This window comes from Microbacterium sp. UBA1612, assembly GCF_002321605.1.
Taxonomy (GTDB): Bacteria; Actinomycetota; Actinomycetes; order Actinomycetales; family Microbacteriaceae; genus Microbacterium; species Microbacterium luteum.
In genome coordinates this window covers 1-10,520 of the sequence record NZ_DCMW01000029.1, presented here as the reverse complement: position 1 = coordinate 10,520, position 10,520 = coordinate 1, and the positions used below count along the sequence as shown (strand labels likewise).

The 10,520-nt window shown below is 65.2% G+C and carries 12 protein-coding genes, 2 tRNA genes and 1 pseudogene; 7 read left to right on the top strand and 8 right to left on the bottom strand.

What is annotated here, in order from left to right; genetic code table 11:
- Positions 1-357, top strand: a pseudogene (locus B3S45_RS12005) (restriction endonuclease); the annotation flags it as partial.
- Between the two features lie 279 nt (positions 358-636).
- Here B3S45_RS12005 and B3S45_RS12000 read toward each other — a convergent pair.
- Positions 637-1,329, bottom strand: coding sequence for a potassium channel family protein (locus B3S45_RS12000; protein WP_286720841.1), 693 nt, complete (start codon positions 1,327-1,329; stop codon positions 637-639).
- 264 nt (positions 1,330-1,593) lie between these two features.
- Here B3S45_RS12000 and B3S45_RS11995 point away from each other — a divergent pair, with 264 nt between their 5' ends.
- From B3S45_RS11995 to B3S45_RS11985, 3 genes are read left to right on the top strand one after another with little or no spacing between them, the layout of a single operon-like run.
- Positions 1,594-1,851, top strand: a complete 258-nt coding sequence (locus tag B3S45_RS11995; RefSeq protein WP_286720839.1) for a hypothetical protein — start codon at positions 1,594-1,596, stop codon at positions 1,849-1,851.
- Positions 1,848-2,852, top strand: coding sequence for a zeta toxin family protein (locus B3S45_RS11990; RefSeq protein WP_286720837.1), 1,005 nt, complete (start codon positions 1,848-1,850; stop codon positions 2,850-2,852). The genes B3S45_RS11995 and B3S45_RS11990 overlap by 4 nt, the downstream gene beginning before the upstream one ends.
- 8 nt (positions 2,853-2,860) lie before the next feature.
- Positions 2,861-3,439 (top strand): recombinase family protein, encoded by a 579-nt coding sequence (locus B3S45_RS11985; protein WP_286720835.1) that lies wholly within the window; start codon positions 2,861-2,863, stop codon positions 3,437-3,439.
- A gap of 209 nt (positions 3,440-3,648) precedes the next feature.
- Here B3S45_RS11985 and B3S45_RS11980 read toward each other — a convergent pair whose 3' ends face one another.
- The 4 genes from B3S45_RS11980 to B3S45_RS11965 are packed head-to-tail and all read right to left on the bottom strand — an operon-like array spanning position 3,649 to position 5,500.
- Positions 3,649-3,930, bottom strand: coding sequence for a hypothetical protein (locus tag B3S45_RS11980; RefSeq protein WP_286720833.1), 282 nt, complete (start codon positions 3,928-3,930; stop codon positions 3,649-3,651).
- Positions 3,931-3,942: 12 nt separating this feature from the next.
- Entirely contained in the window at positions 3,943-4,986 is a 1,044-nt protein-coding gene (locus B3S45_RS11975) for a hypothetical protein (protein WP_286720832.1), read from the bottom strand.
- 2 nt (positions 4,987-4,988) lie between these two features.
- Entirely contained in the window at positions 4,989-5,252 is a 264-nt protein-coding gene (locus tag B3S45_RS11970) for a glutaredoxin domain-containing protein (RefSeq protein WP_286720830.1), read from the bottom strand.
- A complete protein-coding gene (locus B3S45_RS11965) occupies positions 5,249-5,500 on the bottom strand; it encodes a helix-turn-helix transcriptional regulator (protein ID WP_286720828.1) in 252 nt (83 codons plus the stop codon). Before B3S45_RS11965 ends, B3S45_RS11970 begins: the two co-directional genes overlap by 4 nt.
- A 113-nt stretch (positions 5,501-5,613) precedes the next feature.
- Between B3S45_RS11965 and B3S45_RS11960 the strand changes: the two genes are divergently transcribed.
- Together B3S45_RS11960 and B3S45_RS11955 are read left to right on the top strand one after the other, a co-directional pair.
- Complete coding sequence (locus B3S45_RS11960) at positions 5,614-6,216, top strand: hypothetical protein (RefSeq protein ID WP_286720826.1); 603 nt, start codon at positions 5,614-5,616, stop codon at positions 6,214-6,216.
- A gap of 40 nt (positions 6,217-6,256) precedes the next feature.
- Positions 6,257-7,342, top strand: coding sequence for a tyrosine-type recombinase/integrase (locus B3S45_RS11955; protein ID WP_286720824.1), 1,086 nt, complete (start codon positions 6,257-6,259; stop codon positions 7,340-7,342).
- Positions 7,343-7,544: 202 nt separating this feature from the next.
- On the opposite strand, the gene B3S45_RS11950 is transcribed toward B3S45_RS11955, so the two are convergent.
- The 3 genes from B3S45_RS11950 to B3S45_RS11940 form a co-directional block, all read right to left on the bottom strand.
- A tRNA-Ser gene (locus B3S45_RS11950) sits at positions 7,545-7,636 on the bottom strand.
- 90 nt (positions 7,637-7,726) lie between these two features.
- Positions 7,727-9,007, bottom strand: a complete 1,281-nt coding sequence (locus tag B3S45_RS11945; protein ID WP_286720822.1) for an LCP family protein — start codon at positions 9,005-9,007, stop codon at positions 7,727-7,729.
- 73 nt (positions 9,008-9,080) lie between these two features.
- A tRNA-Ser gene (locus B3S45_RS11940) sits at positions 9,081-9,168 on the bottom strand.
- A gap of 184 nt (positions 9,169-9,352) precedes the next feature.
- Here B3S45_RS11940 and B3S45_RS11935 point away from each other — a divergent pair.
- Positions 9,353-10,520 (top strand): HNH endonuclease signature motif containing protein (locus B3S45_RS11935; protein ID WP_286720820.1); only part of this gene is annotated, 1,168 nt, incomplete at its 3' end.

The window sequence follows — 10,520 nt, the reverse complement described above, 5'->3', positions numbered from 1 at the left end:
CCCCCGCCCATCGGTGGATCGAGGATAAGTGAACCTGTGGTCGAGGACGACCTTGACCGCGACACCGAAATCGAGACGACGCTCGAAGAGCTCGAGGGCTACCAGATCGTAAAGGCGATCGCGTGCGGCGAAGTGAAGCCGCAGCGCATAACCCAGCGCGATGCGAAGAGCTACTTCGCCGTCCTGCTCGATGACAACAATCGCAAGCCGATCGCGCGCCTCCACTTCAACGCCAAGCAGAAGTACCTCGGACTTCTGGACGAGGACAAGGCAGAAACCAGGCACGCGATCGAATCCACCGACGAGATTTACCAGCACGCGGACGCTATCCGCGACGCGGTCCGCCGATACGCCTAGCAAGGGCGCATTAGCAACGCCTGGGCTGCGCGAGACTCGCTCGTCGACGAAGGGGACGTACGTCACCCCGGCCAGATTCGCCCACGACCTCCCGCTTTTGGGCGAGCCCGAACGCGGATCTTCGGCGCACGCGACGGCTCCGGTCCGAGCATGCCCTGATTCGGATGCCGCTAGTGCGGCGCGACTGTTCGGCGTGGCGTCACGTTTGTTCCACCACAGGGGCGTCGGCCGTCATCGCGCGGCGGCGATAGCGGATACTGCCCTGTGGAGTCTTCTCGGTCATGAATGTGTTTGAAGTGCGCGGATCATGTCCTTCAACTCGGCGACCTCACGGCGAAGTTCTTCGACCTGATACTCGCTGGCTGCGGCAGCGAGTTCATCTGCGTCCGATCTGTCGGAGACCCGTTCGACGATCCAGGAGGCGAGTGTGGCGGTGACGACGCCGATCAGCGCGATGCCTCCGACCATCAGGCCGACGGCAACGAGGCGGCCGGCTAGAGTGACCGGGAAGTAGTCTCCGTAGCCCACCGTGGTGATAGTCACGAATGCCCACCACGCGGCATCCCCGAAGCTGGTGATCGTGCCTTCAGCTTGCTCCGCGTCGAGCACCGCGAGCGCGGCGACGAGGATCGCTAGCAATGTTGCCCCGAACGTATAAATGACGACCTGCCCGCGAAGCAGGTTCCCCGCACCGCGTTGAAAGATCGCGAGGATCGTCAGGAACCTCATCAATCGAAGTGGACGGAGCATCGGCAGGACGACGATCGCGAGATCGAGAAGGTGTCGGTAGAACCACCGCCACCGATTTTTCGCGATGGCCAAGCGCACGATGTAGTCGATAGCGAAAGCCGCCCACGCAACCCAGATGACCGCGTTCGCGGCCAACCCGTTCGCACCGCGCAGGTCGGCGGTGATCTCGAGCGCGTAGGCGACAAGGAAGATGATTGCGGCAGCAAGGAGAGGCCATTCCATGGCCTTCTCCCAGCGCGCGAGCCGGGTCCCATACATCGAACGAGTATGTCAAGCGCGACAAGCCAGCCCAGCACCCCGATCACGATGACCTCCCAAAGACGCCAACTGATCGAACAGATGCATGTGGTCGGGCCGTGCTGGGGTGTATGTGCAATTCATACGCTGGGCTCATCCGCGGTTGGCTGAGACGGGGGCAAGCTCCTTGCCGTCATTATTGTGACTCAACGTTTCTGGCGCATCGATAGACTGCTCACCGGAGGCCCGATGATGCTCGGAACGTCGGCGTGGCGCACGAACGATGCGGTGCGGTTCAATCTCGCGCGCGAAGCGCTCAACAGCGCGACGGCGAAGCTCTTCGAAGCTGCCGAGCGAGGCGAACTCGATATCGACGCGGCCGTGACACAGGCCGCATCCCTCCGACTCGAGCTATTGGCGATCGACGGATTCGATCGTCAAGCCATCGACGGCTTCGTCAACGAAGTCAACATACGCGTCGGCCGGCACATGGTGGACCAGTCGTGAGTAGCGTTGCATCGCCTGAGAGCGATTTGCAGGCCATCTTCGAGCGACGCATCCGTCCGGTGGTGTTCGCGCATGGTCCGTCGGCCGCTGATCCCGAACTGATACTCGCAACAGGTCAGTTCGGCGTGGGGCCCGCAAGGGCGTTTGGGGGGCTCGTCGACGGGCGCGAGATCGCCGCACTCGGCGCTAGCGACCTGCGGGCGTTTCACCCGCGCTACCTTGAGCTCTCACGTTCACGCTCGGCTGAAGCGAGTCTGATCCTGACAGAGTCAACGTCCGGATGGATGCGTAGCGCGCTGCAGTATGCACGGACTACGCGGCGATCACTTCTCCTCGACGGGACGGGCAGTTCCTCCGATGTCGCGCTGGCGACGGCGGGCCTATTCGCGAAGAGCGGCTTCACGACGACGGTCGCTGTGGTCACGGCCCCGAAATCCGAGAGCCTGCTCGCGACGGTGTCCGGATACCTTATCGATGCGCGTGCTGGTCGCGCGTCGCCGTTCACGACTGTCGCCGAGCACGACGCGAGCCTCGAGAGCGTCCGAGCACTCGTTCAGACCCTGGAAGCGGCGCCGAGCGTCGACCGCCTCAAGATCATCGGACGCGACGGCACCACACGATTCGACGCAGCGCGCACCGATGCGTCCGGGTTCGAGGGGGCACTCGCCACCCTCGAACGGCAGAACGCCACTCCCCTGCCTGCGCCACAGGCAATGCGCTGGCTGTCCGAGCTGCGGGCGACGACAGATTTCGCGCTCTCGTCGCGTCAGGTGGCACATCCGCTGGCGGAGGTGCTCATCGAGTTACATGAACTCGGACTCCGTGAAGTCCTGCCCAACCTGGCGCTTCCGAAAGACTCCCAGGCTCGGCCTCTTGCGGAAGCCAACCTCGGACGGCAACTCGTCGCACTCCGCCAAGCTACGCCGACCGACCAGCGCCCGGAGCGTCAGCCGGCTCCGGCCATTTCGGGCCCGGAGATCGACCGCGGCATCTCGCTATGAGCCGAACAGTGGGCTACGTCCGCGAGGTGCTGTCGGGAGACTGCGTCTCGGAGGATGCCGCCGCGCTGCGGCGGGCCGGAGCATCCCAAGTGTTCACCGACCGCCGCGGTGCGACATCCGGCCCGCGGCCCGATCTTGAGCGATGCTTGAACTCGCTCAAGAGTGGCGACACGTTGCTCATTCCGAGCGCAGTGTCGTTGTCTTCCTCGGTCGAGCATTTCGTCGGGACGGTCGCGCGGTTGAGGGCACGCGGTGTCGACATCTACTCACTCGCCGAGCCCGCCCTGTCCACCACCCCGGACGCAACCGCCGCGCCTGGCGATGTGCTCAACGCGCTGGATGCATTGCGCCGGCGACTCATCGGCGTCCGCACACGCGTGGGGTTGGATGCCGCGATCGCCGCCGGCCGCAGACCCGGCCGTCCGCGGGTGATGACGCAAGACCGGATCGAGATCGCACGGGAACTCCGCACACAGAAGCGCTCGTACGCTCAGATCGGCCGCGCGCTCGGGGTCAGCGAGTCTGCCGTCCGCCGCGCACTCAAGCCGGCAGCTGACACCTCAGCAGCTCAGCCTCAAGTCAAGTAGGCAAACTGGCGTGCGCCATCGGCACGCCATCCCGTTCAACACCACTCCTCTGCATCCTTCGACAATCGCGCATCTCGCGGTCACGGGCGGCGGAGTGCCGGGACCGTGAAGTAGCGGAGCGAGCGCAGCGAGTGAGCATACGTCGCGAAAGCCCGGCACGCAGCCGGTCGCGGCCGCTACACTCTCCGCGTTCGGAGGGTTGCCCGCCCCTAGTCTTCCGCGAGCCCCATGAGGTCGGCGAGGAACGCTCGACGATCGTGAGAAGCGTCTGAGATCACCGCAATCACGCGCGCTCGCCAGCGCTCGTATTGGGCAGCATCCATCACCCGGAGCGGTCCCATGGCCCAGTCGACATCTTCCTCCACGACGTAGCCGGGCTCCTCCGTTGCCTTCTCGGGATAGTACGTGAATGTGGCGACCGCGATTCGGGCGAGCGCCGCCTCGACATCGGACCGGTTCAGCACGGGGCGCTCTTGAGAGTTGTCGTTCATAGCGATAGTCCTTCAGACGTTGTCGATGGTGCGGGGGGGTGGCGCATGTCCCGGTCGATGGACTTGCGCACGGCGAGGCGTTTGGCGAAGTCTGTCGTTGATCGCGCGGGCGATGGCGTCCATCCGTTCCTCTTCGGCTGCCGCAACCTTCGCCTTGAGGCCTCGTGCCGTCAGGTTCTCACTCTCGCGGCGTCTCTCGCTTGCCGCGACAGGCTTCACGGCGTCAGAGTCGGCGGAGATCGCCGAAGCCAGACGGGCGCGCACGCTTGCCCGGTTCCACTGTGCAAGCTCGACGGTGCTTGTTCTTGGCCCCCGCCGCATCTGCTTCACCTCTTCACGAGTGCGGGCGCGCGAGAAGAACTCTTCTGCTTCGCTCGCATTCGCGGCGCGTTCAGCGGCCGTAACGCGGTGCAGCCTCCGTGGCGGCAGGCCCGCCTCGCGTCGACGCTTCTCTCTCGCACGCCATCGGCGCTGCGTCTCGAGTTGCTGTTCACGGTTGGCCCAGTAGTACGCGCGGCGGCGCTCGCGCACCTCGTCGCCGTGCGCGGCGTAGTACCGCTCTGCGGCGGCGCGCTTCACCTCGGGGTTGTCGCGGTGCTTCGCCCGGAGCTTGGCGTTCTGTTCGTCACGATGGCTGTCGCGCCAACGCTTGGTGCGCTGCTTCTTCGCCTTACGGTAGCCCTCCGGATCCGCCGCGCGCTGCGCTGCACGACGTTTGCGCTGGTATTCACGGTGCGCTTTGGGGTCGGCGGCGTATCGCTCACGACCCTTCTCGCGCCGACGCTTCGCCGAGGCGACCGACTTCCGGTCCGCAGCGCGTTTCACGCGCGCGCTCTCTCGATTCGAAGTGCGTATCTGCTCGAGGTGCGCTGCGCGATATCGCACCCCGTACTCCTTCACCTTCTCGGGATGCGCGGCCTTCCATTGCCGGCTCTGCTCGCGCAGCTCGTCAGCATGACGCTCGCGGTAGCGCCGTCTCGACTCGCGCCGTCGCTCAAGGCGCTCACTCTCGGTGCGCACCTTCTCGCGCGAGGCACCTTGCGCTTCGCTGTCCATGACTAGCTCTCCGCGTCATTCAGACGACGGACAAGATCGCCAATCAGATCAGGCCGGAACCCCACCCAATGACGACCTTCGTCGACGACGACGATGGGAACGGACTGGTAGCCGAGGTCTTTGGTTACGAGTGCGTGAGCCGCGGCGTTGGACGACGCGGCGAGGTTGACCTCGTGGTACCTGAGGCCGGCAGCATCCAACATCCGCGTCGTAAGCCGACACTGCATGCAATCGTCACCGGCTGTGTAGACAACGAGCCGGATCACCGCAACCTCCGCGGGGAGCGGACGGCCCGATCTCCGATGCGCTCATGAGTGTGCTCGTCGATCCACGCGTTCACCTCGGACACCTTGTATGCCACTGACTTGCCGAACTTGGTGAATTTCGGGCCGCCGCCGTTCTTGCGCCACCCCGTGAGCCGGCTCAGCGGGAAGCCAAGGTTCTCGGCCAGCTCGTGCTGCGTGAGAAACGTGTGCTCTGGATCGTCGCATTCGATCTGAAGGACTTTGAACATCGCCTACCTCCACTTGCGTATGTACCAACTGGTTTACGGTGAGTGAAGCACTATCTGATACTCTGCACAAGAGGTGAATGCGAAAGCGCCGTGCGGTTAGACAAACTAGGGAGGTGAAGGTCGACGTGAAGACACTCGATGGCCAGGAGCTCACCTGGAATGCAGCCACAGAGCCGGTCGGGTCCGCACTGCGCATAGCTCCCGCATTTATCGCGACGGCCACCGATGCCGTACTCGGCGTGAAGACGACGCTCACCGCCCGCTACGTTCGTAGCGAAGGGCGGTACCTCATCAAGGTCGTGACGAACACTGCGGTCCGTGATGACGTTGAGGTGAACTACCCCACCGTCGCAAAGGTTGGGATGCAGGCCATCGTGCAGACGGCAGCTCCGCGCTGCATTTTCCTCACGCTTGAAGATGAGGACGATCCGAACGCGACATGGCTCAGCGTGGATCAACTGACAACGTCTGGTGGGCGCATCCTGCCGCCGATGCTCGCGGCTGAGGTCGTCAAGCGTGGGGCCGGCGAGGCTCGCATGGAAGTCGTCGAGCTGCTCTACGGCAGCGCCGCGCTCGCTGGGCTTCCTCCGGCGAAGCTCCTGCAGCAGGAGCTCGGCATCCCCCACCGCACGGCATCGCAGTGGATCATCGATGCCCGCAAGGCGGGCCGCCTCGAGGGTATGAAGTACAACGCCGGTCGACCGGCGGGTGGGTAACGTCAGGCCATATCAAAGCGCGGCCGGTAGACGCTACGAAGTGCGTTATCTGAAACCCGACGGCACCAAGGGCGGCAAGCGCGGATTCGAACGCAAACGCGACGCGGAACGCTGGCTCGCCGATGTCGAGTCCTCGCGCGCCAAGGGCGCCTATGTCGATCCCAAGGCAGCAAGGGTGACCGTCGAAGCTCTTGGTGAAACGTGGCTCGAGGCAAAACGGCACTCGATGAAGCCCTCGTCCTTCGCGCCGGTGATGACCGCCTGGCGCCTGCGAGTCCAGCCAACCTGGGGGCGCTGGGAGGTGGGAGACATCCGCCACACCGACGTGCGTGCCTGGGTGGCCAAGCTGTCCAGCGAAACGGGCGCCACGGTGACGATCCGAACCTTCGGCGTGCTCGCCAGCATCCTGGATGATGCCGTCTTCGATGGCCGGATCTCCAGCAATCCCGCGCGCATGGGGCGCATTGGGCTGCCGAAGAAGACCCGAGGCCGTCACGGGTACCTGACGCATCAAGAGGTCATCCGACTCGCCCAGGCCTCCGGCGAGCGGAAGCTCCTGGTTCTCGTACTCGCCTACACCGGTATTCGCTGGGGCGAGGCCACGGCCTTGCGCGTGCGGGACCTGGACCTCGCACGCGGTCGGCTACACGTCACCGCGAACGCCGTCGAAGTACACGGCAAGATTCACGAGGGCACGCCTAAGTCACACAAGGGTCGCCTCGTACCGATCCCCCGTTTCCTCGTCGAGGAACTCCGAGGCGCCCTGCAGGACCGGCCCCGGGATGCGCTGATCTTCCCGGGCAAAGACGGGCAATTCATGCGCCGCACTCGTTCGGACGAAGGCTCCAAGTCCTGGTTCAAGTCTGCACTTACGAAGGCCGAGCTGCCGACCATGACAACGCACGACCTACGCCACACCGCCGCCTCCCTCGCCGTGCAGGCCGGCGCAAACGTCAAGACTGTCCAACGAATGCTCGGACACACGTCTGCCGCCATGACACTCGACGTCTACTCAGACCTCTTTGACAGCGACCTCGACTCAGTCTCGGAAGCCCTCGACACCGCCGCCGGCCGAGCCGGCGTCGCTTCGCTGTTCACCGACTCCGACGCCACATCTAACAGCTAAGCCAGCGCTTGCGCGCCCCCTGCCGAGGCCTGAGCCAACGTGCGTCCACGCGGGACGCAAACAGGACGTCGGCTTTCACCCTCAGGCGCCTTCCGAGAGGCGTTTTCGGGAACCGGACGCAAACGGGACGCAAATCGTGCTTCTATGAAAAACCGATGGCCCGCGATCCCAGTGTTTACAAGGGATCGCGGGCCAGAAAGTTTGGCGGAGACGGAGGGATTTGAACCCTCGGTCCCCTTGCGAGGACTCCACCTTAGCAGGGTGGTGCACTAGGCCTGACTATGCGACGTCTCCAGGCATCCACGGCACCGAAGCGCCTGAATGCACCCGGCAATCATAACCGCTGACGCGCGCGGTGACGAACCGCGGGCGTCGACGAAACGATCAGCCGAAGACGTTACCGGCCGAGCACGTCTCCTGCGCAGCGGTCGAACCGGGGATCGAGTCCGGAAGAACCGCGGAGGTCTCGGTCGGGTCGGGCGTCGGCTCACCCGACGACTCTGTGGTCGGCTCCTCCGTGGGCTCTGCGGGCGCCTCGGTCTCCTCAGTGACCGGCTCCTCGATGATCACACCACCGGTGTCGTTTGGGTCGCTCGTCAGCGTGAGCGACTGATTCGCCTCGAGCGCGGCCCACAGCGCATCGGCGGCCTCATAGTTCGGCACGACGCGGTTGGGGTCAGACGGGTCGTCGTACACGGGGTACTGCACGAAGACCATCTCGTCGAAGGGCACATCTTTCACCGCGAGCGCGATCTGCACGAGCGTCATCGGGTTCGTGAGGCTCTGGCTGGGGGTCACGTTGTCGACCGCGGTGGTCGCGAGCTGCAGCAGCGTCGACGGGTTCGACAGCACCTCGTCGCTGACGAGCTTGCGCGCGAGCGACGACATGTACTGCTGCTGGTTGCTGATGCGCGCCAGGTCGCTGCCATTCTCGAGTCCGTGACGAGTGCGCAGGAACTGCAGCGCCTCCACACCCTGGATGTTGCGGGTTCCCGCCGGCCAGTCGATGCCGGTATACCGGTCCTGGATGCCACCGTTGCCGATGCAGACGTCGACTCCCCCGATCGCATCGGTGATGTTGATCACGTTGCCGAAGCTCACCTTGGCGGCGAACGGGATGTTCATGCCACTGAGCTCGGAGATGGTCTTCGCGACACAGTTGAGGCCGCCGTAGGAGTACGCGCTGTTGATCTGCTGCCTGCTCATCGCCGACGACACCGAGCCGTCCTCATCCGTGCACTCGGGGATGGGCACCATCAGGTCACGCGGGAAGGAGATGACTGTGACACGTCGCGGCTCATCGGAGATGTGGACCAGGAGATTGACGTCGTTGAGCTGCCCCTCGGCATCGGCTCCCGTGCAGCGATCGCCGAACAGGTAGGCATACTCCGCCTCGCACTCGTCCGTGCCGACGACGAGCATGTTGACGCCACCTTCGATCGCACCGATGTCGGGCGGCACGGCATCCTGACCCTCGAGAGCGACCGCCTCGTCGGCGAAGCTCGCCGTGATGTCGTAGGCGGTGTAAGCAGCGACGCCCGCACCCGCGACGAAGACGACGGCGGCGACGATACCGATGATCTTCGCCAGCAGACCGGCGGGATGCGGCGACTTCAGCTCGCCGTGTCGTGCGACGGTGCGCCGACCACGCTTGCTCTGACTCACTCGGATCCTCTCGGGTGTCGCCCACCGCTCGTCGGCGCGCTCCCGGGTGCGGATCGCGCCGACCACGATGCTGTGGCGGAGGGTGTGGGATTCGAACCCACGGGACATCGCTGCCCACTGGTTTTCAAGACCAGCTCCATCGGCCGCTCGGACAACCCTCCCGACGAGGCCGCCGCAGCGGCATCCGTCGAACGGCGTCGAGTCTAGCCGACGGCGCTTTGCCGATATTCTCGCAACGGGTTCTGTGGATGCACTGAACGGCACGCGGATGTGGACGGTGCGCGATATCCACCGCCGTCGACCGCCTCCGAAGCGATGTCGGAGGTATGTTCTAAAGTCTTGAGCATGGACAGCGACCCCGACGAGTGGTTCGACGAAGGCGACATGCCGCCCGTCGACATCCCCCTCTCGGTGCTCATGGCGGCAGCGGCGGAACAGCCCGACGAGCTCGACGACGTTCTCGACCTCACCCAGACGATGATGCAGTTCGTCGCCCAACGGTATTCCGCGATCGATGGGATGCGGCGGCGCGCCGTCGACGAGGCGACGGCGTTCAGCGTCGATCTGGCCTCGGTCGCGTTCCGATCCGTGCGTCTCGAGCTGGCCGCCGCGCTGCGCGTCTCGGAGTACGTCGCGGAGGCGATGCTCGTCCACGCCGAGGCCCTGGTGCATCGCTATCCCGAGGTGTGGCATTCGCTTCACGCCGGGCGCATCGACGACGACAAGAGCCACGTGCTGGTCGCGGGGCTCGACGAGATCGGCGCCGAGGCTGCCGCGCTTCTTCTCCCCGAGGCGCTGGACGCCGCCGAGAACCTGCAGATAGGTCCCTTCCGGCGCATGTTGCGCCGGCTCATCGAGACCCACCGCGCGAGCACCCTCGAGGAACGTCACGAACAGGCGCTTGAGCAGCGCCGTGTCGTGCTGGAAACGCTCGGCGACGGAATGGCGTGGCTCGGAGCCCACATTCCCGCGGTCGAGGCACAGGCGATTCACCAGCGCCTCACCGCGATGGGCAAGGCGATCACCGCCGCCGAGGGCGAAGAACGCACGCTCGACCAGGTACGCGCAGACGTGTTCGGAGACCTCCTCATCGACGGCACGACGGATCACGTGCCATCAGAAGCGCGCGGCATCCGCGCGACGGTGGTCGTCACGGTGCCGGCCCTCTCCCTGCTGGAAGACGAGCAACCGGCTGGGTCCGAGCCCGCCGTCGTCGAGGGCCTCGGGCCGATCCCCCATTCCAAGGCTCGCGAGCTCTGCGGCGGGGCACGCGAATGGATGCGCGTGCTCACCCACCCTGAGACAGGGGCGGTGCTGTCCTTCGGCCGCGATCGGTACCGGCCGCCGAAAGTCCTTCGCGACATCGTGAGATGGCGCGCCGGGCGATGCATGGGTCCCGGTTGCGGGATGCCGGCAGAGCGATGCGAGATCGACCACTCGATCGCGTGGGAAGACGGCGGGTCGACCGAGCTGGCCAACCTTCATCCGCTGAGGCTGTCGCATGAATCTGCAG